21 protein-coding genes, 3 tRNA genes and 4 pseudogenes are annotated in these 24,543 nt (G+C 34.4%); 11 read left to right on the plus strand and 17 right to left on the minus strand.

The window, feature by feature from the left end; genetic code table 11:
* Nucleotides 1–45 precede the first annotated feature (45 nt).
* The 3 genes and pseudogenes from wVul_RS03600 to wVul_RS03610 all read left to right on the plus strand — a co-directional run bounded on the left by wVul_RS03600 (nt 46) and on the right by wVul_RS03610 (nt 2,824).
* Nucleotides 46–1,232 (plus strand): annotated as a pseudogene (locus wVul_RS03600) (cysteine desulfurase family protein).
* A 332-nt stretch (nt 1,233–1,564) separates the two neighbouring features.
* Nucleotides 1,565–2,287 (plus strand): Bax inhibitor-1/YccA family protein, encoded by a 723-nt coding sequence (locus wVul_RS03605; protein ID WP_047759216.1) that lies wholly within the window; start codon nt 1,565–1,567, stop codon nt 2,285–2,287.
* The gene (locus wVul_RS03610; RefSeq protein ID WP_047759217.1) at nt 2,288–2,824 is read left to right on the plus strand and encodes a cytochrome c oxidase assembly protein; all 537 of its coding nucleotides are present in this window, start codon (nt 2,288–2,290) and stop codon (nt 2,822–2,824) included.
* Between the two features lie 45 nt (nt 2,825–2,869).
* On the opposite strand, the gene wVul_RS03615 is transcribed toward wVul_RS03610, so the two are convergent.
* Nucleotides 2,870–3,568, minus strand: coding sequence for an ankyrin repeat domain-containing protein (locus wVul_RS03615; RefSeq protein WP_047759218.1), 699 nt, complete (start codon nt 3,566–3,568; stop codon nt 2,870–2,872).
* A 118-nt stretch (nt 3,569–3,686) separates the two neighbouring features.
* Here wVul_RS03615 and wVul_RS03620 point away from each other — a divergent pair, with 118 nt between their 5' ends.
* A complete protein-coding gene (locus tag wVul_RS03620) occupies nt 3,687–4,664 on the plus strand; it encodes a quinone oxidoreductase family protein (RefSeq protein ID WP_047759219.1) in 978 nt (325 codons plus the stop codon).
* A gap of 245 nt (nt 4,665–4,909) precedes the next feature.
* Here wVul_RS03620 and wVul_RS08620 read toward each other — a convergent pair whose 3' ends face one another.
* The 8 genes from wVul_RS08620 to ispH form a co-directional block, all read right to left on the minus strand.
* Nucleotides 4,910–5,080: a hypothetical protein gene (locus wVul_RS08620; protein WP_153295520.1), complete on the minus strand. Its 171-nt coding sequence runs from the start codon at nt 5,078–5,080 to the stop codon at nt 4,910–4,912.
* Entirely contained in the window at nt 5,073–5,954 is an 882-nt protein-coding gene (dapA, locus tag wVul_RS03625) for a 4-hydroxy-tetrahydrodipicolinate synthase (protein ID WP_047759220.1), read from the minus strand. Before dapA ends, wVul_RS08620 begins: the two co-directional genes overlap by 8 nt.
* 9 nt (nt 5,955–5,963) lie before the next feature.
* Nucleotides 5,964–6,437: a single-stranded DNA-binding protein gene (gene ssb / locus wVul_RS03630; protein ID WP_047759221.1), complete on the minus strand. Its 474-nt coding sequence runs from the start codon at nt 6,435–6,437 to the stop codon at nt 5,964–5,966.
* Nucleotides 6,438–6,504: 67 nt separating this feature from the next.
* A tRNA-Arg gene (locus tag wVul_RS03635) sits at nt 6,505–6,578 on the minus strand.
* Between the two features lie 167 nt (nt 6,579–6,745).
* Nucleotides 6,746–7,534: a hypothetical protein gene (locus wVul_RS03640; protein WP_047759222.1), complete on the minus strand. Its 789-nt coding sequence runs from the start codon at nt 7,532–7,534 to the stop codon at nt 6,746–6,748.
* Nucleotides 7,535–7,538: 4 nt separating this feature from the next.
* Nucleotides 7,539–8,147: a hypothetical protein gene (locus wVul_RS03645; protein ID WP_047759223.1), complete on the minus strand. Its 609-nt coding sequence runs from the start codon at nt 8,145–8,147 to the stop codon at nt 7,539–7,541.
* Nucleotides 8,148–8,151: 4 nt separating this feature from the next.
* Nucleotides 8,152–9,591, minus strand: a complete 1,440-nt coding sequence (locus wVul_RS03650; protein ID WP_179943852.1) for a hypothetical protein — start codon at nt 9,589–9,591, stop codon at nt 8,152–8,154.
* Between the two features lie 335 nt (nt 9,592–9,926).
* Nucleotides 9,927–10,853: a 4-hydroxy-3-methylbut-2-enyl diphosphate reductase gene (gene ispH, locus wVul_RS03655; RefSeq protein WP_047759225.1), complete on the minus strand. Its 927-nt coding sequence runs from the start codon at nt 10,851–10,853 to the stop codon at nt 9,927–9,929.
* Between the two features lie 2 nt (nt 10,854–10,855).
* Between ispH and wVul_RS09790 the strand changes: the two genes are divergently transcribed.
* Both wVul_RS09790 and wVul_RS09795 read left to right on the plus strand, forming a co-directional pair.
* Nucleotides 10,856–11,434: a penicillin-binding protein 2 gene (locus wVul_RS09790; RefSeq protein ID WP_238580392.1), complete on the plus strand. Its 579-nt coding sequence runs from the start codon at nt 10,856–10,858 to the stop codon at nt 11,432–11,434.
* A 94-nt stretch (nt 11,435–11,528) separates the two neighbouring features.
* Complete coding sequence (locus wVul_RS09795; protein WP_238580393.1) at nt 11,529–12,407, plus strand: penicillin-binding transpeptidase domain-containing protein; 879 nt, start codon at nt 11,529–11,531, stop codon at nt 12,405–12,407.
* Nucleotides 12,408–12,409: 2 nt separating this feature from the next.
* On the opposite strand, the gene wVul_RS03665 is transcribed toward wVul_RS09795, so the two are convergent.
* Nucleotides 12,410–12,718, minus strand: coding sequence for a hypothetical protein (locus tag wVul_RS03665; RefSeq protein WP_047759226.1), 309 nt, complete (start codon nt 12,716–12,718; stop codon nt 12,410–12,412).
* 300 nt (nt 12,719–13,018) lie between these two features.
* Here wVul_RS03665 and wVul_RS08625 point away from each other — a divergent pair.
* Nucleotides 13,019–13,721: pseudogene (locus tag wVul_RS08625) on the plus strand (transposase); the annotation flags it as partial.
* 79 nt (nt 13,722–13,800) lie between these two features.
* Here wVul_RS08625 and wVul_RS03675 read toward each other — a convergent pair.
* The 5 genes and pseudogenes from wVul_RS03675 to wVul_RS03695 form a co-directional block, all read right to left on the minus strand.
* Nucleotides 13,801–15,003, minus strand: a pseudogene (locus wVul_RS03675) (IS256 family transposase).
* 56 nt (nt 15,004–15,059) lie between these two features.
* Nucleotides 15,060–16,371, minus strand: a pseudogene (locus tag wVul_RS03680) (IS110 family RNA-guided transposase).
* 459 nt (nt 16,372–16,830) lie between these two features.
* Nucleotides 16,831–16,907: transfer RNA gene (locus wVul_RS03685), tRNA-Ile, on the minus strand.
* Between the two features lie 39 nt (nt 16,908–16,946).
* Nucleotides 16,947–17,273, minus strand: coding sequence for a thioredoxin (gene trxA, locus wVul_RS03690; protein WP_047759228.1), 327 nt, complete (start codon nt 17,271–17,273; stop codon nt 16,947–16,949).
* A gap of 89 nt (nt 17,274–17,362) precedes the next feature.
* Nucleotides 17,363–17,983 (minus strand): ribonuclease D, encoded by a 621-nt coding sequence (locus tag wVul_RS03695; protein WP_047759229.1) that lies wholly within the window; start codon nt 17,981–17,983, stop codon nt 17,363–17,365.
* 151 nt (nt 17,984–18,134) lie between these two features.
* Here wVul_RS03695 and wVul_RS03700 point away from each other — a divergent pair.
* Nucleotides 18,135–18,208: transfer RNA gene (locus wVul_RS03700), tRNA-Gly, on the plus strand.
* Between the two features lie 295 nt (nt 18,209–18,503).
* Here wVul_RS03700 and wVul_RS03705 read toward each other — a convergent pair.
* Complete coding sequence (locus wVul_RS03705) at nt 18,504–18,818, minus strand: hypothetical protein (RefSeq protein WP_047759230.1); 315 nt, start codon at nt 18,816–18,818, stop codon at nt 18,504–18,506.
* Nucleotides 18,819–18,842: 24 nt separating this feature from the next.
* On the opposite strand from wVul_RS03705, the gene era reads away from it, so the two are divergent.
* Nucleotides 18,843–19,727 carry a GTPase Era gene (gene era, locus wVul_RS03710; protein WP_047759231.1) on the plus strand — a complete coding sequence of 295 codons (885 nt, stop codon included), beginning with the start codon at nt 18,843–18,845 and terminating at the stop codon, nt 19,725–19,727.
* Nucleotides 19,720–20,538, plus strand: a complete 819-nt coding sequence (locus tag wVul_RS03715) for a 3'-5' exonuclease (RefSeq protein WP_047759232.1) — start codon at nt 19,720–19,722, stop codon at nt 20,536–20,538. The genes era and wVul_RS03715 overlap by 8 nt, the downstream gene beginning before the upstream one ends.
* 244 nt (nt 20,539–20,782) lie before the next feature.
* On the opposite strand, the gene wVul_RS03720 is transcribed toward wVul_RS03715, so the two are convergent.
* A complete protein-coding gene (locus wVul_RS03720) occupies nt 20,783–22,075 on the minus strand; it encodes a lipase family protein (protein WP_047759233.1) in 1,293 nt (430 codons plus the stop codon).
* A gap of 334 nt (nt 22,076–22,409) precedes the next feature.
* Here wVul_RS03720 and wVul_RS03725 point away from each other — a divergent pair, with 334 nt between their 5' ends.
* Nucleotides 22,410–24,422 carry a WD0745 family porin gene (locus wVul_RS03725; protein WP_047759234.1) on the plus strand — a complete coding sequence of 671 codons (2,013 nt, stop codon included), beginning with the start codon at nt 22,410–22,412 and terminating at the stop codon, nt 24,420–24,422.
* Nucleotides 24,423–24,543 lie beyond the last annotated feature (121 nt).

Consider the following 24,543-nt stretch of genomic DNA (forward strand, 5'->3'; position numbering starts at 1 on the left):
TTTTTTATCGTGTTAAAGTTAATGTACATAATTGGTTAATGGTAAGTGACAAGTAAGCCTGTGAGTTTATTCTCTCTGGAAAATAGTAGTTGCGTGTATGCTGATTATAATGCAACTGCTCCAATGAGTAAAAATGTAAAAAAAAGTATATTTGAGGTTTTGTCAAAACAAACACTAAATCCATCATCGCTGCATAAAAGAGGACAAGAAGCGAGGAAGATTCTTAAAGATGCAAGAGATAACGTACGTGATGCTCTTGGCGTTCCAGATGATAAAGAAATAGTTTTTACATCTGGTGCAACTGAAGCGAATAACCTCGTCATGAGAGGAATAGCAGGTTATCTGCATGTAATTTCAGCTATAGAGCATCCTTCAATTCTTATTCTACATGTAATCCACATATAATACCCGTTAATCAAGAGAGTATTATTGACTTTTTAGAGCTAGAGAAAATTCTAAGCGAACTTAAAGGAAATAAAGCAATAGTTTCAGTTATAATGGCAAATAACGAAACCGGAGTTATTCAACCTATTGAGGAGATAGCTGAAATAGCACACAAATTTGGAGCAATTTGCCACACTGACGCTGCTCAAAGTGTTGGGAAAATTGAAGTGAATATGGAAGATTTAGGAGTGGATTTACTTACTTTATCTGCCCACAAATTTGGTGGTATAGCAGGTAGTGGAGTTTTAATATTTGACAAAAAGCTTGTAATAGAACCTATTATAATAGGTGGTGGGCAAGAAAAAGGATTGCGTGGTGGTACAGAAAATATTGTCGCAATCGCAGGTCTTTCTGCTGCATTGCAAAACATTCCAGATCTTCTATCAAAAATGGATGAAGTAGAGAAGCTGCGTGATCAATTGGAGTGTGAGTTATTAAGTCTTGTCAGTGATATCAAGATCTTTGGCAAAAATTCTAAAAGGTTGCCAAACACAAGTTTTATTTATATGCCGGGAGTGAAGAATGATTTGCAGCTCATGCATTTTGACTTAAATAATATTGCAGTCAGCAATGGTTCTGCATGTTCTTCTGGAAAAGTTGGGCCTTCTCATGTTTTGCTTGCAATGGGAGCAACAAAAGAGCAAGCAGAGTGTTCAATTAGAATCAGTATAGGTCCAAAGGTTACCCCGCGAGACATAGAAAAAATAGTGGATTGTTGGTGTAGTATCTATAAGAAGAATGCCTTAGTAAATGCAAAAACTACTTTCACCATTCCTCTTAAATCATAATTAAAGGGGATGGTAAAAATAATTTCTATTGGCTGGGGTTATTATAATAGTTACACGCTACCAGAAACTGGCTTGCTTATAGTTATGCAAGAAATTCTCTAATTGCGTACCAGTCAACTTGATTCTCACAGATACCACTGCTGTTATATGTCTTATAAATTACTAACAGTCCAAAACCTTTAACTATTTACACATCAGTATTGATAATTGTCCATTTTTTCTCCTGGGAACTCCGCTATTTAATTGCAATTGCAGTATATCATTTTATACTTGATAAAAACGCTGTATTGTATTATAATGTATCATCAAGAGATAATAAAGGAGTTACATTTATGCCTTATATGAGAAATGAACAAGATATTCGCTCTCAAGGCGTTTATTATAGCGCTGGGCTCAGAAGTTACCTAACTAAAGTATATAATTATATGGCTTTAGCTTTGGGCATTACAGGACTTGTTGCGTTCTTAACGGTATTTTCTGGTTTTTTTTCGGTGATCTATTCTAATCCCGTTCTATCGCTTGTAATAGCGTTCTCTCCAGTTGCATTGGTGTTTTATATGTCTTTTAGGATTCAACACTTAAGTGCTCAGTCCACAGTTACTATATTTTTCTTATTTTCAGTCTTAATGGGGCTTTCCCTATCTTATGTTTTTGTAGTTTATACTTCAGAAAATATAGCAAGGGCGTTTTTCATTACATCGATCATGTTTGGCTCTATGGCTTTATATGGTAATACTACCAAAAGAGATCTTACAAGTATGGGCTCTTTTTTGGTTATGGGAGTCTGGGGGTTAATCATTGCATCTATAGTTAATCTGTTTCTTGGAAGCAGTCCTCTCTACTTTGCAATATCGTTTGTATCAGTGGTAGTGTTTACTTTAATGACCGCATACGATGCTCAAAGAATCAAAGATGTTTATTATAGGTATAATGATGGCTCAGAAGTTGCAACCACTAAGCTGGCAATACTTGGTGCAACTAATCTTTACTTTGACTTCATCAATATATTCCTCAATTTACTCAGGTTACTTAACTTGTTCAACAATAAGGATTAGATGTTTTCCTTTTTAAGGGGAAGCAATAAGAGTTCTATAGTTTTCCTCCTAATATCTTTAGTGGTATTGATGCTGTGTCTTGCATATGCTTCGGTACCATTATATAGTATTTTTTGCAAAGCTACTGGATATGGTGGCACAACGAGAAAAGCAACTAATGCAACAATAAGCGCAACTGACCAAAAAATCAGGGTTCACCTTAATGCTGATATAATGTCCGGTCTGCCTTGGGAATTTAAATCAGAAACTAACTACATCGATACAAATATAGGGCAACAAAGTTTAGTGTTTTATTATGCAGAAAATTTATCTGACCAGCCTTCATTTGGAATGGCAGTATATAATGTCACACCTTTTAAAGCAGGTAAATATTTCAATAAAGTTGCATGCTTTTGTTTTGAAGAGCAAATGCTGCTACCAAAACAAAAAGCGGCTATGCCTGTATCCTTTTACGTAGACCCTGAAATAATGCGTGACAATAGCACGAAAGATTTAAGTGAAATAACACTATCGTATACGTTTTTTAAGCTTAAATAACAAACCTTTTCCTATTGTGATTCAAACAACAGTTATACAATAGATCTATTGAATTGAGCAGGAGCTCTTATTTGCTTTTTGCGCACTGACTACTTGTGTCTCAGTGCTTGGTGTAATCAATTCCCATCCTTCATTATTTGCTTCACAAGCATTCCAACATTGAGCCAATTCCTTATTATTTTTTACAGAATTTGGCACTTCTATGTTGGGATTTTTTTCTAATGTATGCTTAATTAAAATCTTACAGCAATCTTCGCAGTTAATTGACTTATCTGTACCATATAATTTAGTAACGCAATCTAAAGCGGTATTTCCACCGTAGTGTTCATGTGGGCTATCATTTACCCCCGCTTCTATGAGAGCCTTTAACACGTCTGGAGAACGAATCAAAGCGCAGGCATGTAAATATCCTTTTTCGCTTTGCACGTTAGCCCCTGCTTTTATTAAAACTTGCGCTAGATTTGGTAAAACGCAAGGTTTGCAATTAATAGCAATAGAAAAGAGACTATCTACTGGAAAGCCATCATAGTCTTTCAAATCAAATTTGTGATTAATATCAAAACCTTTTTTTTTCCAAGAAGTGTATAAATATTTATAATAGTTTTCTTTGCTTGAAGTTCGCATTCCACTTTCTAGCCTTTCTTTTATTTTTTTTATTACATTACTAATATCTAAATCGTTATCTTCATCCACTTTGTACAACGCATTATGCAAAACACTATAAAGCCAAATTTTTCTATTCATTATAATTTATACCTTAAAACTATTAATATACGCTTATATAGTATATAAACTGTAAGTAACATTTTGCAAAATATTAATTGTTAGATAACATAATCAAAGTTTTTATCTTACATTCATCATGGTTAGAGCTATACAAATTAAAAAAACTGGAGGACCAGAAGTATTAGAATTTGTAGATAAGAACATAGGCGAGCCAAAAGGCGAGGAAGTTTTAGTACGTCACACAACTATCGGCTTAAATCGTTATGATTTAGAACACAGAAAAGGTATGCGCAAAATTAAAGATTTGCCATCAGCGCTTGGAGTGGAAGCAGTGGGAGTGATTGAAAAGCTTGGTAAAAAAATCAGTGATGGATTTAAGGTTGGAGACAGAGTTGGATATTCCACAGCTCCTCCAGGGGCATATTGTGAAAAGCGCATTATACATCAGAAATATCTGATAAAAATTCCAGATGATATATCTGATGAAGTTGCCGCTGCAGTGCTGTTTAAAGGTATGACAGCTCACTATTTAGTTAATCAATCTTATAAAATCAGGCCTGGTGCTTTTGTATTAGTTCATGGAGCTAATGGTGGTTTAGGACAAATAATATGCCAATGGGCAAAGGATAAAAAAGGTGTAGTGATAGGTTCTGTGAGCTCTAACGAAAAAATGAAGATAGCTTTACAAAGTGGCTGCGCATACGCAATAAACTATAATGATAAAGGCTTCGTTTCTAAAGTTATGGAGATTACGCAAAACAGAGGAGTAGGTGCAGTGTATGACCCTATAGGTTACGCTACAAGCAAGCTTTCTTTTGAATCTTTAGGCAGGTTCGGCATATACGTTTCCTATGGGCAGATATCAGGTAACGCTCCTATTAGTTTTTCTTTACTTAGTTCACGTTCGTTATTTGCAACTGGAACCTCAATATATCACTATAAGCATGATAGATTCACATTAGTGCTTACCACAATGGAAATCTTCGAGATGCTAAGAAAAAAAATTTTAACTGTACGGATCAATAAAAAATATAAATTTGATGAAATAATTCAAGCCCATCGCGATATGGAAAATAGAAAAGCAAGCGGGCTGAATATCATCAAAGTCTCTTAAATAAATTAATAGTTAAAATCAACCATTCATTAAATTATATCAACTAGAATTTCACATGGTTAATTCTCTTTTGGGAGAGTTAAAAGTATACAGCTGTAGCTAAACTGACTGAGATTTACCGACAAGTTTGAAAAACTACAAACTTGTCATTCCGCTACTCGTTAGTGGTACAGTAGTACAATGTCTTAGCTATAGATATTATGCTTACAGTAGTTTCAAAAGAAGCTGAGTAGATAAGTTGTATTTTAAGCTAGATTTGATATCTCATCTAACATTATAAGTATTATCACTTCAATAACATATGGAGCTGTTATTTTCCTTTTAAATGAATGCTTTTCTCCACCATAACAAGTTAGTTCATTTGATGCGGGTGTGGAAGTTGATGGTGTGTAGGTCGTGTTCCTAGCACTAATCATTGGCCAATTCTTTCCATCTAAGAATCATTTCATTTGCTTGCCTCAATGTTTCAATAGAAGGCAAGTCTTCTGTGCTGAGTGGTAGTCGGACAGTTTTGTGTTCTATAAGACCAATATCATGCAAAAGTGCTTTAGTGGGTATTGGGTTGCTGGCAATAAATAGTGCTTTGCAGGCTTGTTGCCAAACATCTGACTGAGGATTCTCACCACTCAGACATTGCTTAACGTATTCATGCACTACGTGTGGCCAAACATTAGAAGCAACAGAAACCAGGCCAGCCGCACCATAAGCTGCCATATCAGATATCATATTATCATCTCCACAAAATACCTCGATATTTGGTGCAACTTTCTTATACTGAGCTAAAGTATCAACAGTTCCACTTGAATCTTTGATAGCCCAAAATTTTTTATGGTCAGATAATTTATGTACAGTTTCAGGATGAAGATTTATTCCCGCTCTTGATGGAATATTATAAAGCATAGCCGGTACATGTGCTTTCTCAAGCAGCTTTTCAAACCATAAAGTCTGCCCCATAATTCCGGGCTTTGCATAAATGGGAGTTGTCATTAGATAGCCGTGAATAGGCATACCCTTGCAAAAATCAAGCCATTCAAGAGTTTGATATAGATTCACTCCTGATACGCCAATTATGATTTTCGTATTTAATTTTAGCTTACATACAAATTCAACTAATGTACGCTTTTCAGAATCAGTAAGCGATAGGCTTTCACCTGTGCTACCTAGCAACACTACACCATTTTTAGCTTCAGCTTGTGTTGTAAGTAAACGCTGCAAACTGCTATAATCTATGCTATCCCCATTGTAATTAAATGGAGTAACACAAGCAGTCCATAAAAATGTAGATTTCAATTTAAATTGTTAAAATGGTATTTCATCGTCGATTAGTTCATCTTTTATATCGTTGTCAAAACTTTCGTGCTTATTTTTTTGTTCTGTTTCATTTTGTTTATATTCACTCGGCTTGTAATCGGAATTTGGCCGTGAATCGAGGAGAGTAAGAGCGCTATTAAAATTATATAGAACCACCTCTGTTGTGTATCTTTCACTGCCATTTTGGTCAGTCCATTTTCTAGTTTTCAAAGAACCTTCAACGTAAACTTTACTGCCTTTACGTGCAAAATCTTTGACAATTTTTACTAATCCTTCACTAAAAATTACAATATTATGCCATTCTGTCTTTTCAGAGCGCATACCGGAAAGTTTGTCAGTCCAACTTTCAGATGTGGCTATTGAAAAACTTGCCATCTCTTTTCCATTTTGTGTAGTCCTAATTTCAGGATCTTTTCCTAAATTACCAACTAGTATGACTTTGTTTATGGTACCACCAGACATAATTATGCTCTAAATAAATCTCTTTATTATCTTATGTGAAAGTATTATTGTCAAACTTAATTAAAAATGCGCTTGGAGGGATTCGAACCCACGGCCTTTGCCTCCGGAGGGCAACGCTCTATCCAACTGAGCTACAAGCGCATATATAGCTACCCACCCGCGGTATCTCTAGATCCCGCTAACACGTAGCGGACCGTCATACCGCGATTCATTCGCGGTATCTCTTAGCATAGATCCCGCTAACAAGTAGCGGGATGACGGTTTTTCAAATTGTCGGTAAACCTAAATCACTTTGGCTATATACTAAATTATTTAATAGATAAGCTACCCAAGTCAAATTTTTGTTTTGGATAAAGCGTAAACATAACACTCCCATGTCCAAGATATACATTTTGAGAATCATTCGCATGCTTTTTTATTGCTTTTTGATCTACGGCCCATACAAAAGTCACACAATTTTCAGTGACTGAGTGCACCTTTAAGTCCTTAGTATTCATAAACAGCTTTCCATTTACCCATATTTTCCATGTATCGGAAGAAAGATATAAAATTGAGTCTAAACTTACTACCTTACAGTTGAAATTCTCCTCTTTTGTAGCTCTTGAAGGCCGTAAATTGAACTTTTCCATTTCATTGACCATTCTATTAACTGGCTCTTCATCAAAAGAAATGCTTTTTATGTTACCATATTGCGACAAAGTACTCTCTGTTGCCTCTTTTATTATGCTGTCTCGATCTGTATAATAATTGTTGATAAAAAAACACTCATTTGCACGCAAATTTGCTATATCAATAAAATCATCGATTTCTTGATTGCCAACTTTAAGAATACTTTCAAAATATCTTTTTTCTATCATCATTCCATACTGAGAATGATGACAAACCATTTCATCATCACCTTGTTTTTCTATATATACGCATAAATTTCCACTATTTAATCCTAATATTTTATGCTCAATAAAATCTTCATTGCCAATATGCTGTCGGCAAGAATACTCCTTACAAATTTCTATGCTTTCTATGATATCTTCACAACTGCAATATGCATTAACATTGGAAATGAGTAGCGTAAAAATAAAAAACAGCTTTATGTTCATCACCTTATCTACTTAATATCGTATACCAATCAAAAACTATATTAGCTCTCACTATCTCTATCATATTACCATTCAAAATCTGATTCATGGTTGCAGCATCAATATTTCTCTGCTTGTTTAAAATAAAAGATTTGATCATAACATAACCGGGCAGATTTGGAATAGACTGTAGAAATAAAAAAATATGCTTATCGCTGATTGAACTTAAATTTAGGACCACTTCACTTTTTATTACTTTTGTGCGTTCACTTTTGTTGTGGAGCTCAACTTCTTCGGGTATAGAAATTGATATTTCAGGTTCTAATATATAGTACTTTTTATATAATCTGCTAAGCTCGAAATTTAAATTTGCAATGTATCTGCTACTGTGTAAATTTGAAGAAGAAATTTTTTTCCATAAATCTAGGTTTTTATTTAGAACAACTTCCTTTTTTTGAATTCCAGTAATCTGTAAATTAATAGAACGTATTTTATCAATCGCAATTTGGTTTTTATTATAAACCTTTTCGTTATAGATAATAACATATGTTAATAACCCTATTAATCCAACAGATAATAACAAATACGATATAAACTGAATTGTAGCTTTTCTTTTTAATTGAGAGATAGTCATTAATCTACATTGCCTCTCCTATTTCAACATCAATAGATAGATTTTGCCCTTTAGCAGTAGGTAAGCTAGAAATACTAATGTCATAGGTACGAAAATTATCATTTAAACTTTTTCGTAGTTTCTCGTATTGATAAGAAATATTTTTACCAGATTGAAAATTAAACCTTAAAGTTGTAGTAATATAACTTTTTGCCTCATTATAATTCCATTCAAATGATCGAAGTTCTATACCTGGTACTTTTAACTTTTCTACATACTTAACTTGTGTAAGAGGAGAGTATTCTATTTTTAATAAAATATTATTGATATTAATAAAATCATAAATTTCATCTATTTTTTTTACATTATAGCTTTTGCTAAGTTTTATTAATTGGTTATTTAAGATGCTCTGCTTTGCGGATAAATTATCGGCAACATTGAAATTTGAATACAAATTTAGCAAACAAAGGGCGTTAATTACAACTAAAACCAGGGCGAAGTGTAGAAAAATTCGAGAAGAGTTTAAATAAAGGTAATTGAATAGATAAAATTCTTTAGTTTCCTTTGTATTAAAAATAGCTGCTAATTTATTCTTAAAGCTATGAAACAAAATTATGGTATCGCAAAAGTTATCTTTTTCACTTATAGCTAGTTCTGCTCCTAATAATTTGCCTAACTCATATGGAGTTAATATGTTCACACTGTTCTCTGAAAAATTTATGACTGATAAACTAGCTTTAATATCTTCTGACACTATGATGCAAAGGTCGATAGGGTTATTTTTTTCAAACCCAAACTTAGTTAGGGATCGAATAGTATCTTGCACTTCCTGATATATTCCACCAGCAATAATTCCTGGTAAATTATCATTAGTAAATGGTACTAAACGCGTAAATACCATTTTATTCTCTTTAAGAACCACTTGTCTATAGCCTCCCGTTTTAGTTGCAGCAACTATAATTTTCCAATTACTGGGATCTTTATGTAGAATCTTTTTTGTTATATTACTTATTTCTATAGGAAACATTAATATTCCCTTAAAGTTGGAGCCTATCTCAATAAACACATTCAACCAATATTCTACTAAATGCTTTGCTTTTGATGAAACAAGAAGATAGCACCAGTTTTGATTGAATTTGTTTGGCTTCTCAACCAAAAAAACTGAACTTATGTCATTATTACGAGAAAAATGCTCCATCTTTGTTTTTGCTGATAGATAGGCGCTAATCTTGTTTGCCCTTGTAATAAACTGTAGCGAGTAATTTTGATCTGCACGATTAAGTACCAGGTATAAAGGTGCTTTTTTATCTGACGAAAGACATGAAATTAAATCAGAAACTGCTTTATCGTTTTTGCCCTTAACAAAATACCTTTTATTTAAAGTGTTATTTTTAAAATATAGTAACATTATGCCTTCTTCTCCGATAGAAAGCATAAACTTACTTTTGGATTTTGACCCAAACATATTAACAAAGTGTATACTTATCTAGAATTAAAAAGGTAATGTATTGAAATTCATTAAACATTAGAGGGAAATATTATTATGAATTTTCACAGCAACATTATTTATATTATAAATTTTTGATAAAATTAGTAGTAATATTAACCCATTTATATGACGAAGGTTTTTTATATTTTAGTATTCCCCTGTAGGATTTTCTTACCTTAAGGCGAAGGTATACTAGACATAACTTAACCTGACAAACAAGAATTAACTATATATCAGCTTGATATTTTCTTTTCCAACAGACTGAAATTTGAGTTGAACTAAAGGCTTGGTTTGACGCACTTTGTTGCACATTACCATTTAGTACACTTAAACTGAACATTTTCAGTGAACCCATCTGGCATAACTGAAACTTTTGTATTCATATTTATTTTTAAGTAATTTACTAATTCATCAACTAATATGTCAGGAGCAGAAGCACCTGCAGTAATTCCTATCTTTTCTACGCCTTGAAACCAGCTTTTATTCACACAGCTATAATTATCAATCAAGTAGGCTTTTTTTCCTCTTGCAGTGCACAGATCTAATAAGCGGTTTGAATTTGAACTATTTTTACTTCCTACAACTAATACCATGTCTACAATTTCAGCTAGCTTTTTAACAGCATTTTGTCTGTTTTGCGTTGCATAGCATATGTCCTTTAAATCTGGACCTATTATACTTGGAAATCTGAGCTTCAGAGCAGCAATAATTTCATGGGTATCATCGATGCTTAATGTGGTTTGTGTAACATAAGACAAATTATCTGGATCTTTAACCTTTAAATCATATACATCCTGCAAAGTTTGTACTAAAGTGATAGGATTGTTTACTCTTCCCCTAATTCCCTTAACTTCTGGATGGTTTTCATGCCCAATGAGAATTAATTCTTTACCACTATTTTCATACCTTTTTGCCTCTTTATGCACTTTGCTGACTAAAGGACATGTTGCATCAATCACTTGAATACCCTTTCTTTTTGCCTTATCTTCTATATTTTTTGATACTCCGTGCGCGCTGAAGATCAGTATTCCTCCATTATCTTCAATTTCCTCGATACTGTTCACAAAAACCACTCCTTGTCTCTTAAAGTCCTCTACTATATATTTATTGTGAACAATTTCGTGTAGCACATAAACTTGGCACTTGTTTTTGTATTTTTCTAAAGTAATAGCTAATATGTCCACAGCTCTTTTTACCCCGGCACAAAAACCTCGCGGCTCAGCTAAGATAATTTCCATTTTTGTCAAATCAAGTAAATATGCAAGCATTACTTAAAAATAAGCTCCGCTCACTGTGTTTTATAGTACCATTATTTACGTTTTATATAATAATTATTTTTCGCATATTCTCTTTAACATTTGATCAACCTACTACTTCAGAAAATTTTAGAAAAGATAATACAGTATATAAACAACTTGATATTTTAGATAGAAATGGAGTGGTAATAGCAACAAATGTGCCCACAACATCACTATATACAGATGCAACCAAAGTAAAGAATCCGGAAAGTATAGCAGCACAACTGTGTTCTATTTTGAATGATCTTGAATACGAGAACTTATATAGAGTACTTACTTCAGAAAAGAAATTTGCTTGGATAAAGCGGCATTTGACTCCAAAAGAACTGTTAGTAATAAAAAATGCCGGCGTGCCAGGAATAAATTTCTATAACGATGTAAAACGTATATATCCTCACAGCAATTTATTTTCACACGTGCTTGGTTACACTGACATAGATGGCAACGGTATTGCAGGAGTTGAGGCATATATAAGTAAAAACAATGAGCAAGAAAACCCATACTTAGATACACGAGTATAGTGCATAAAGAGCTAACTATAAAGCTGTAAGCAGATATCAGGCACTCGGCGGAGTAAGAATTGTTTTAAATGTGAGAAATAGTGAAGTCATTTCGATGGTCAGTCTACCTGATTTTAACCCCAACCTACAGAATAAGGCAGAAGACGTACAAAAGTTTAATCGCACCAGTCTTGGGGTGTATGAGATGGGATCGGTGCTAAAATTCTTTACAATAGCCGCAGCGCTTGATGCAAACGTTACAAAAACTAGCGATTTATATGATGTATCAACACCAATCACCATTGGAAAGTATAAAATTCAGGATTTTCACAAATCTAAAATTCCAAAAATTACTGCGCAAGATATATTTGTAAAATCATTCAACATTGGTGCAGCGAAAATTGCAGTCAAATTAAGCATTGAAAAACAAGTAGAATACTTTAAAGCTATGAAGCTATTTTCTCCTTTAAAAATAGAAGTACCAGAAAAATCTACACCGATAATCCCGGATAAACGGAGTGAAAACACTTTAATAACAGCATCTTATGGTTATGGCATAGCTATAACTCCTATACATCTTGCACAAACTGCAGCAGCATTAATCAACAATGGGATATTTCATAACGCAACCTTGATGTTGAATAAAAGAAGTATAGGAGAGCAAATTATCTCAAGAAGAACCTCCAGGGAAATGAGAAAATTATTACGCGCAGCAGTAACAGATGGCACTGGCAGAAAAGCAAAAATAAAGGCATATTCAATAGGAGGAAAAACTGGATCGGCGGAAAAAGTTGTAGATGGTAAATATAGCAAAGATGCAAACATAGCGTCATTTATAGGAGTACTAACTATGCTTGACCCAAGGTATATAGTGCTAATTGCTATTGATGAACCTCAAGGAATGCACCACACCGGGGGAATAATTGCTGCGCCTATAGTAAAAAACATTATAAATAGAATAGCACCTATACTAAATGTTACACCTGAGATGTAAAATTATGATTGCTTTACTATAACTTCAAATCTATCATTACCAAAATCCTTATTAATATACCAAGAACCATCATCTTTAGTTACAAACTCAAGACCTTTAAGGTCTCTTTTTATTGTCTTTCCATTTTGACCATCAATAGCGATATTAATATCGAATGTAATAACGTCTAGATTTATCATAGCTTCTTTCCCGCTGCATGAATTTAGACTGAACTTGCCTAACATGACATCATTAAAACTCACTTCCCCTGTATAGACATCACACTGACCGTCCACACAACACGTAGTCTCAATATAGAAAAGGTCTGACATATAAAACACCTTGCGTTTATAAAAAAAGAGCTAAATATATATAGCTAGTGCAGCCCTACGCCACGCCACTATAGTTGTAAACCTAGAGCACTTTATCTATAATACAGCTAGGAATGTAAAATTCAACAGTTAATTGTGTAAGGAAGTCTAAATTACTATATCTTAGAGGAATGGCTGGGAATGTTCAAAAAAGCATAAGCGTCAAGTTAAGGAAATAAAGGTATGAAAGAGATAGAATAATAAGGTATAAGTTTTCCTGGGTATATGAATGAGAGAACTTGCAATATAGCTTGCTTATAAAAAGACCTCAATGAATTCTTTAATGAAAAAGCAGACAAAATATCAATTGCAGTAGGTTTTATAAAAAGAAAGAGAAAACTTAATGGCTCATCATTCATAAAAGCTATGGTTTTTGGTAACATTAGGAGTTGATGATTGCAGCATAGAAACAATGTGCCAATTGCTAAATGGAGACTCGATAGAAATTACAAAACAGGGTTTAGGTTTAATGAAGAAGCAGTTGAGTTTATGAAACAAATGTATTTTGTGTTTATTTAACTACGGATTGATTGCAAAATTTTACAGCAATTAGGAAGCGTTAAATTATTGGATAGCAGTTACATTAGCCTACCCGGTAGCATGGAAGATATGTACAAAGGATAGCTATAGAGATTGTGAGAGTAATACTAAATCAAGAATAAAGCTACAGTTAGTCTTTGATTACCTGAATCAAGCGCTAGATAAATTAAATTTAATGGAGGTCAGATCGAGGTTATAGGGATTATCTTGAACAGCCAATGATTTTTTGATTTTGGCTACTTTGTACCTAGTTCTTTTAAACAGATTGATGAAGCAGGTGCATATTTTGTAAGTCGTTGATACCAACATATATGATAAATCAAAAAATAGAGCTATTGGAGTATTTGGAAGGTCAATTATCTTCAGAAAAAGATTAGGAAAGGAAGTAAAAATTCAGGTAAGAATTATATGTCAAAAACTAACAGTCTCTCCTAAGAAACTCCTTGAACTAACTCATCTTTTTTTACCAGGGAGTGTTAAATAAACTGTGTCAAACCACATTTTTAGCTCAACTGAATTTTCAATCTGTTAGGAAAGAAAATATCAAGCTGAGAAATAGTTAATGCCCAATTAGGCAAAGCCATGACCCATTTTTGCTCTACTTTTTTTATAGCACAATATACCTGTTTGTACAAGGCGTTTGTGTTGGTAAATGAGCCTTTGGTCTTAGTAAATTTTCTGATCTGCCTATGCAGCCCCTCAATAGGATTAGTAGTATAAATTAACTTTCTAACTGGACCTGAATACTTGAAATAACTGGACAAATTTTCCCAATTATTCTGCCAAGATTTTACAACTAACGGATACTTTTCGCCCCATTTTTCTTCCAGCTCAAGCAAATAATTTTCAGCAATTTCTTTACTTGTAGCACGATATATTTTTTTCAAATCATTCATAAAAACTTTCACATCTTTGCTAGATACATATTTCAATGAATTTCTTATCTGATGCACTATACATAGCTGTACTTCTGCATTAGGAAACACATTATTTATTGCTGTAGGAAAGCTTTTTAGTCCATCTACACAAGCTATCAGAATGTCCTCTATACCTCTCTCTTTTAGGTCATTTAATACACCCAACCAGAAGTTAGCTCCTTCGCTTTCAGCTAAATAAAAGCCCAGTACTTCTTTTTTACCATTTTGGTCTATGCCCAATATATTGTACATACATTTACTTACACAATGCCCATCCTCCTTGACCTTAAAAAACATGCCATCCATGAACACTATCGGGTATACAGATTGCAGTGGGCGACTGCGCCATTCATTGATTATCGGTAGCAATTTGTCGGTAATACTTGATATTTCTGCTGCAGATATTTTGTGATCATAAATTTCCTCAACATGTGACGCTATATCTCCATACCACTGGCAAATGTGCTTAAGACCTTTGCTTCAAGTTCGGGATGTAGGCTTGTTTGTCTTTTTCTAACTACTTGAGGTTCAAAGCTTCCCTCCCTATCTCTTGGTGTTAACAATTCAAATGAGCCTGCACTTGTACGTAAAGTTTTTCCCATTTCTTCGATTATTTTCTTCGCTTTCACCAGACAAGTGGTGTTCTATTTCACCTTCCAGACTTGCCTCAAGCAGCTTTTTTATAAACGGTGTCATCTCTTCCTGTTAGCGGTCTTCCTTCTCGTATAGACGACAGGTTTCTAATTCTTTATAATCTACCAATCCGGTAGTTTTATTTACTTGACTCATGTCAAACCTCCGTTTTTTTATATCAATTATATTTTTATTTCTTGGTTTGACACAGTTTATTTAACACTCCCTTTTACCAGGATATAGCCAAATTCAGAAGCTTTTTTACTCAGATTTTTCATAACCCTGTTTTGATAAAGTTTTTCGTAAGAATCAATTCCTTTTTCGACATACTCTTGTCCATACTTTAGCATATTATAAAAGATACATGCTAATTTCCTTGCCATAGCAGTGATCGCTTTTGGAGCTCCCAGTCGTTTTTTCCACTTTCTGCATTGTGAACCAAGAGCAGTATTACTTTTTGATACACATTGTGCAGCAAGCCGTAAGGCATTTGCAGCACGATTTACGACTTTACAAGTTTTCGTGCTAAACACTTTCTCTCCAGTGATTTTATTACCAGGACTCAGCCCCAACCAAGACGAAAATGTTGGCCATTTGTTATGGTTGATACCAGTCTCTGAGATTATGGTCTGTATACTTAGTACACTGAATCCTGGAACTCTAGTAAAATCTATCCCGATAACCCGGTATAATTCTTCATGCAAATTAAAGTTTGGATCATTTTTTTGCTTGCCTTGTGCTTTACTTGTTGATTTGCTCTCATCAGATTTTGTTTCAAATGTTTTATAGTAGCTTTCAACGCTTCTATCACATTCCTTTATTTGTTCCTGGAAAAAAGTATATGCTTCATATTCTTGCTTAAGTGTAAACAAGTGTTCCTCTCTGTAGTCACCGGTTAATGCCTTTACAATAGTAGATTTATCATTTCTTATTCGTCCATCCCTTAATTCAGCTAATTTTTCAGGATCTCTTTCACCTTCAATTATCGCTTCAATAATCCTAATACCTGTTACACCATTAATATCACTAATTGCCTTATGTAACTGAATGTTCATCTGAATTAATGCCTTTTGCATGCGTTGAGTGTGTGTACTTGCGCTTCTGATTAGATTATTACGTTGTCTGACGTAGCCACGCAGTACGCAAATTTGATCATCTGGTCTAAATGATCCTTGGAGCAGTCCATAGCTATGTAACTGTTGCAACCACTGGCAATCTTGAACATCAGATTTTCTACCAGGTACATTTTTAATATGCCGCGCGTTTACTAATTTTACTTCAAATCCATATGATTCAAGTATTTGAAATAAAGGAATCCAATATACTCCCGTTGATTCCATAGCTACCGTTTTAATTTCACACTTCTTCAACCATTTTGCTAAGTTATGCAGATCCACTGTAAAACAACCAAACTTTTGGATATGTTGCTCATCTCTTCCTTCTGGAACACATACATAATGTACAGATATCTATTCCTGCCGCATTAGGGTTCATTACTTCCAACTTATTTTTTACTTTTGCCATTTTATATCTTTAGTATATAATTTATCATTGAAGAAGCGCTTCAGCTTGAGACGGTAAAATTAAGGCACTCTCCTAAACGAGGTAGTCTGAATAGACTCCATCAATGGTTTAACCGTCACCTTCAAAACCATGCTAACCAACGGGCACTGTGACACCATTGGGATATCGGTCATAACTGCAGAAGTGCTTCCTACGCAATTATACCAACAAATTACTAAAAACTTAAATTAGGGAGTTTCTTTTTGGTTTGACAGGTTTTGCCTGTTCGATGCTAACTATAATGATAATCAGATTTAGAATATGCGGAAGTAACTTTTTTTGACAATATAATGGAGTTTTACAGACAAATAACAAACACTAATTGTCTTACAATTGCAACACTACAGAAAATTATATTAACTTTCTGTAACAACACAAAAAATTTATGTCAGAAAGTAGGTTTTGCAATTATATCAATAGTGGTGGGATTGGTAGGACTCGAACCTACGACCAATTCGTTATGAGCGAACTGCTCTAACCGACTGAGCTACAATCCCTTTTATCAACACCTATAATACACACAAAAGGAAATTTGTCTACTCGCTTATTTCACTATCAACCCAACTTTGCAAATCATTTGGTGCACCAATTTTACGTGCAATTTCCTTACCATCTTGAAATATGATTAAAGTAGGTATAGATTGAACTCCATACTTACTTGGCACCTCAGTTTCTCCATCTATGTCGAACTTGCAGATCTTGATCTTGCCTTTTCTATCCTTGGCTAATTGCTCAATACGTGGCATCAGACTTTTGCATGGCCCGCACCATTCTGCCCAAAAATCTACCAGAACTAACCCTTTATAGTCAGTGACTTCAGATTTGAAATTTTGATCATTTACCGCTTTAATATCATCACTCATAAAATACCTAAATTTTTGTAAAATATATCCTATCAATTAGCAGCTAATCAACTAAATTCTTTTGAACTGAAGTGTTTTGCATAAAATGATTACATTTGATGGTTAAAGATATCTACATTTCCCCAACCCATTAAGTCTAGCTCAATACGAGTAGAAAGAAATTCAAAGCACTTTTGGGCCAACTCTTTTCTGTTTTCACGTTTCAGCATTGAGTCTAGCTTTTCCTTTATTCTATGGAGATATAAAACATCAGATGCAGCATAACTTTTTTGCTTGTCTGTTAAATTTTCATTTCCCCAATCAGAAGATTGCTGTTGCTTGTTTAGTTTGGTATCAAGCAGTTCTAAGCACAATTCTTTTAAGCTATGATTATCTGTGTAAGTGCGAACTAAACGTGAGGCTATTTTCGTGCAATAGCACGGCAGTGCCCAAGTTTTTAAGTAATAATGTATTATGCTTACATCAAACCGCGCAAAGTGAAAGATTTTGGTTATATTTTTATCCTCTAATATTTTTCTCAAATTTGGAGCTGTATAATCGTTTTTGAATTGAATCAAATGAGCGTTGCCATCATCAAAAGAGAGCTGCACAAGGCATAATCTGTCTCTGCTATGAAGTAGCCCCATTGCCTCTGTATCAACAGCTATAGACCTTATACCATCTGGTATTTCACTAGCTGGCAGGTCGTCTTTATATACAAATATTCTCATAAATTTAATATATTGCATGGCACATATGATAACAAAAAATGTGTCTTAAGTATACGAAAAGATCATAGAAGGTTGTCTCCCACATTTTTCATATACGTGGGGTTTACAAATTGTAACATGCACCTATAATCAAAATAAGCAGAATTTAACTGCGGGAGTAGCTCAGTTGGTGAGAGCGCAACCTTGCCAAGGTTGAGGTCGAGGGTTCGAATCCCTTCTCCCGCTTTTTTTTCAACATAAAAAAATTACTTTACTTATCCAACTAATCTAGCTATACTAAAAATAGCTAAAAGCTTTTTAGAAAATAAGGGGTTATATGAAAAAAAAGAAAAAAAATAGTGTTATACTTTATTTAGCAATTTCAGGCATAGGAGCAACAATAGGAGCACTTACAGGTTTTGGACTCAGCTTTACAGCTTTATCACCATTGGTAATGGGTGGAATAGTAGGTTCTATAACTCCAGCATTGTTTACAGCTCTGTGTGCGGGGATTCTGCTATACGAATTTAGAAAAAAGGCTCTATTGAAAAGAATGATAAAATGTTTGTGTCGGTTCAGGTATTACCACACCTGCAGGTGCTGTAATTGGAGTTGGCCTTGCTGCAGCTACAATGGCTATTTTTCCCGGTGCAACGCTCGGAATGGGATTGGCAGCTTTAGCAGGTGCAGTAATAGCGCCCATAGCAGCAATCGCAGGGATGTTAGTAGCAGAAAATGTTATTGCACCAATAGCTAAAAAAGTGAATGAGTATATTATATCACCTATAGTTGAGCGTTTTTCTTCAAAAGGAGAAGAGTACAATTTACCTGCAAAATAATCAATTGACGTTAGCATTTAGCTTCCTTTATAATTTCCTTTGTGAAAGAAGAAAAATGTTTATTTGTAACGATAGCTGGTTTGCCAAATGCTGGAAAGTCTACATTAATTAACAGCATCGTAGGCAAGAAGATTGCAATTGTCACCCCTAAGGTGCAGACAACAAGGACGCAGGTAAGGGGTGTTGCAATATGTAACAATACGCAGATTGTCTTTACTGATTCTCCAGGAGTGTTTTCAGCAGAAACAAAACTTGAGAAAGCTTTAGTCAAATCTGCATGGTTGGCAGTTAAGGATAGTGACATCACCTTGCTGATTGTTGATGTAAGCAATTACTTAAAAAATATAGAAAGAATAAAAACTATATTCGCACGACTTCAGCGCACAAAAGGCAGATGCATTTTGGTTATCAATAAAACTGATTTAGTGAAAAGATCAGAACTCAAGATGGCACATGAGCATCTAAATTTGCTTTATAAATTTGAAAAAATTTTTACGATATCGGCACTGAAGAATGATGGACTTTCTGATTTGATGAATTACCTATCTGAAATTGCACCAGTAAGCCCTTGGTTCTATGAAGAAGATCAAGTAACCGATTCCTCAGCAGATTTTTTATCAGCGGAAATTACGAGAGAGAAGTTGTTCTTGAACCTGCGTGAAGAATTGCCATACTCTACAGCTGTTATAACTGAACAATTTGAGGAAAAAAAAGATAAGAGTTTAGTCATAAAACAGATCATATTTGTGTTGAAAGATAGTCATAAGAAAATAGTGCTAGGGAAAGAAGGTGGTAACATAAAAAAAATTAATATCGAGGCGCGTGCAGAACTGGAAAAATTATTTGAATGCAAAGTTCATCTCTTTTTGTTCGTAAAAGTGCGACCTTGGACTGATCGCCCTGAGGAGTATATAAGCGATGCTTAATTCTTTGTTGGTATTTGACATTGAAACTATACCAGATGTAAATTCCTGTAAGAATTTGCTTAATATTAGTGATGATAGTAGCGTAGAAGAGAAAAGAGATGCGTTAACAAAATATCATCTTGAAATAACAAGCGGGCAAAACTCTTTTCTACGTCAGCCTTTTCACCAAATTATAGTTATTAGTTTTTTGCTTTGTGATATAACGCACCAGAGCGGTTACGAGGTATTCACACTACAAGAAATAAGATCTGGAGGTACGATAAACTCTAATGAAAAAGAGTTAGTGAAAGGATTTTTTAACTACATATCAGAGAAAAAGCCAAGACTAGTTTCATTCAACGGACGCACTTTTGATATACCGGTACTGAAGTATCGTGCTATGGTTCATGGCATTCAAGCGGAATATTTTCACAAAGCTGGCGATAAGTGGAATAGTTACAATCAGAGATACAGTAGTGATTGGCATTGTGACTTACTTGAAACCCTCTCTGATTTTGGAGCTTCTGCGAGAGTGAAAATGAACGAAGTTTGTGCAGCGTTTAATCTTCCTGGTAAGATTGGAGTTGATGGTTCACAAGTTATGGACTTATACGACAATGGGAAAATACAAGAGATTCGCGATTATTGCGAAACAGATGTGATTAACACTTATTTGATTTACTTGAGGTTCATGCATCATCAAGGAAGAATGACTACAGAAAGCTATAATAAGAGCATAGAAGAATTGCTTTTAGAGTGTGAAAAAAAAGAGCATCTAAAAAAATTTAAAGAGGAATGGAAAATAACTAGTGGTGAAAACTTTTATACTTGAATGTAAATGAATAGATATTATGGAGCAATCTAATAAGTATCCATTCAGCAGGGTGGCAAAACAAGATAGACAAAAACATAGGAACAAATGGTGTCATTTGACACTGGCTTTTGCACAAAAAACGTTGTAGAGTGTTTACCAACTTAGTTGGATCCCAGTGTCAGCTACTTGGATGACAAGAAAAGAAGCACTGGTTTCACATGCATCTGAACAGATACATCTAATAATTGCTCCATAATAATAGTTATAAGCTCCTTGCAGTAGACAAGGCATTCTCATATGCCATCTGCTTAACTTCTGCTTGTTCAAGCTGAGAAGAATTTTTATTTTTTACTTCTTCGAAAAAATTTGACCCACTAAAAATATAATTCCCTAAATTAGCAGCATAATATTGAGCATTACCTAGAACTGCACAGTTAATTCGGCTTAATATTCTCGAAGGGTAGTAAAAGAGAGAAACGTTATTGTTTGATTGGAAGTCATTTTCATCCATTATTTTAATGGCTTCATGATAACCATCCATTTTATGAACAGAATATCCTTCAGGTACTGATATTCTTAATTGTGCACCTACATGAGCATAACCAAAGACACCAGGTGATACCGCCGGCACTGGATCTTGTCTATGTTGAGTTACTCTAATGGTTTTTTCTTGCAGAACATCATTATAAAATTCACTAGCAGTAAGGTCAAAAACTCGTGGATCACCAAAAGTTGCAACATGGATATCTTCAGCTCCTTCTGTTTTGTTGAGGCATAAAGCAGCTATCTTGGCAATAGCTCCTCCCATACTGTGACCTGTGAGATTAAATTTAAAATCTTTGATTTTTGATCCTTGTTTTTCAGCACGAGATTTCAAAATGCCATAAAGATTAGGCCATGAATCCGTAAATGAATTATAAAATCCTCTATGCATTCTTCCACCTTCAGGTAAAAATTCCGAAGTAGTAAAAAGTACATTTACATCAGTGATTCCATCGTTTACACCATGGCTCAGACGAGTACCGTGGTAAGCTATTGTAATTTCTTTACCTTTTATGAAAACATGACCAGCATCTTTTTCAAAGCTATTACCAAATGGAATAATTTCATAACTTTCGCTAATAAGTTCAGCTCTAGTTTTATACATTTTTTCAGTAGATGGAATAATCTCAAAATCTTCTGTAGTTTCAAATTTAGTTTTGTATACTCTTTGAGCTAGATTGTTACATTTTTTTTCACCTAATTTTTCATCATCATCGCCATAGCTTATCTTGCAGAAATTACTTATTTCCAATAATTTCTCTCTATCAAATCCTGCAATTTTTACAATACTTTCATCTATTTGATAATCAGAAGGTAAAGAACATGGCTCATTTGGGTCAGCACGATTTATAAATTCATAATCTTCAATGATCTCAAACTCATCATCATATCCTTTCATCTCACATTTGCTGTCATCTAATGAAATGGAGCTTGACTGTTCAGGTTTATCTAATTGTAAATCTATGCCACTACCTGTAGCGCTAAACCAATTGCGTAAAAAACTAAAATCCATAAGTACCTTAATCTATTAAAAATAAAACAATAATCTATTAACTATAATACAAATTAATATTATTGTCAACAACTTATATTAATATATTAATCTTTTTTTTTGTGCTTTCACTTTGAGTAAATTTTACTTCCATAGAATAAATATAGAGTTACAATGTACCAACAAGCGACCTTTGTGCTAAATTTTGGTTAATATACACGTTGAGCGTATTAAGAAAGTTGCTTTTGAAGTATTGCATTTTACTTTTATTTTCGCTATAAGGTTGCTTTAAGTTGGATTTTCAACATCTTTATACTATTTATGTTATGATTTTAAAATTTTTTGGGGGCACTTCATGAAAAAATCTATTTATACTAGAACTGCTCTGGCTTCTCTATTGACTTTATGTTCTTTCAGTGGCTTTGCTGCTGACTTTTCTGACGAGAGTATGAAGGAAGTAAAAAAGCAAGAGAGTAACGAGTCAATCAAAACTTCTGGAAAGATGGAAGTGATGAAGACGTCAAATAAAAAACTAAAAGAGAAAATGGACAGGATATGTAATGCTGATCCAAGAAAAAAAGCTGAAGAGCTTAAGAAAAAAGAAGAGCTAAGATTAGCAGCTGAGCAGAAGAAAAAAGAGGAGTTAAAATTAGCAGCTGAACAAAAGAAGAAAAAAGAAGAGTTAAAATTAGCAGCCGAACAAAAGAAAAAAGAAGAAATCAGACTGGCAAATGAGAAAAAAGCAAAACTTATAGAGGATTCAAAGGCGAAAGCCCTGAAAGTTAAAAATTCTAATGTAGAAAAGTCAAAAACTAAGGGTTCTAAAACCAAGAATGCTAAAATTGAAGCTGAAGATATAAAAAAGGATGTAAAAGTTGTTAACAGCAATACAGAGGAAAAAGGTAAGGCAAGTCCTGTTGTTTCAGTTGGTGGCGTTGATATTATCGATACCAACCAAGGAAAGGATGGCTTAAGGATAACTTTTGGTGGTGTTGTTGATTCTCAAGGTTATGGTAACTATGGGTTAAGTGGCTATGAGCGTTATAATGTTATGCCAGGGAATTTGGTAGGTTATTTTGCTACTTCTGAAGATCTTGTAAAAGGAGCAGATCCAGTATTTCCTAGAGGGATAGGAAATATTGGTGATTACAGCGAAAACATGGGCATGATTTCAGATGCAATATTGCACTTAAGAGCTGAAAACAAAAATGAAGATTTAGGACTTCTTTATGGTGCTGATGTGCAATTTCATGTTCCAGTGACTGAAGGTAAAGGAGCTTCACAAGGTGTGAATGCTGCAAGAGGTAGAAGTGCACATGTATTCTTAAATTCAAAATATGGTGATCTGAAACTTGGCTATCAGTTTGGTCCTGAGTCTCTAATGAGACTTGATGCAACAAGGATTGCAACTGTTGACGGAGCTGCAGATAGTGACTGGTTCAGGAAAGTGAACTTAGAAGGAAGTGCTGCAAACTTTCCATTTTACGTAACACCACGTCTTTACACTGAAAGCTTCTCGAGCGAGAGTGAGAAACTCTCCTTCCGTATGGCAGGGAAATACAACAAAGATATTATGACTACATTGCCGTTTAGAGCTGCTTACTACTCGCCAAATTATATGGGTGCGAGATTTGGTATTAGCTACTCACCTCGTTACGATAATAGTTTATCTATTGTAGAGGATTATGGTAATGTAAAACATGTTGGTCCAGGCTATGAGCACATAGTAAGCGCTGGCGCATCATATGAATATGACTTTAGTAAACATAACATAAAAGTTAAAACTTCCGTGGTTGGTGAGTATGGTCATGCAAAGGAACCAAATAAAGATAAGCATTCTTATAGGGAATTTGTAGAGTACAATGACCTTAGGGGTGTTAATTTAGGTGCAAGTGCTGATTATAAGATTGACGAAGGTCAAAATATAAAGTTTGCTGCCTCTTTTGCATATTTGGGCAAGTCTGGTCAACCAAAAGGTATTAAAACGCTGATTGATGTTAACTCTGGTAGATACTTGGATGAATATGAATCGCTTCCTGATAGTGACGTAAGGATGAGAGGACTGAAGGCTCAGTTTGGTGAAAATACCATGTATTGGACTGCAGGTGCTGGCTATCAATATGAGAATGTCTATACAAGCTTGACATACTTTGGCAGCACAATGAATGACAAAGATATGCTTCATGATGTTGCACTTGGTGTTCAATATGATCTATCTTCTTCATGCAGTAAGAGCAAATTTGTTCCTTATGCAGCCTTACATTATTTTATGACTGACGAAAAAGGTGCGCTACAAGATAAAGATAATAACGATGTACCTTCTAACCAAGGAATTCTTCTACTCACTGGTGTGAAGTTTTCTTTTTAATTAGTCCTAGTAATACACACCATAACTTGAGTGTGGTGTGTGTCTTGTCTGTCAGTGTTTTATTTGTCGATCAAATAAACATGTGGTGTCTTCTCTCCTGTCATCCCAGTGCTTGACACAC

Source organism: Wolbachia endosymbiont of Armadillidium vulgare str. wVulC (assembly GCF_001027565.1).
In the GTDB taxonomy this organism is placed as follows: Bacteria; Pseudomonadota; Alphaproteobacteria; order Rickettsiales; family Anaplasmataceae; genus Wolbachia.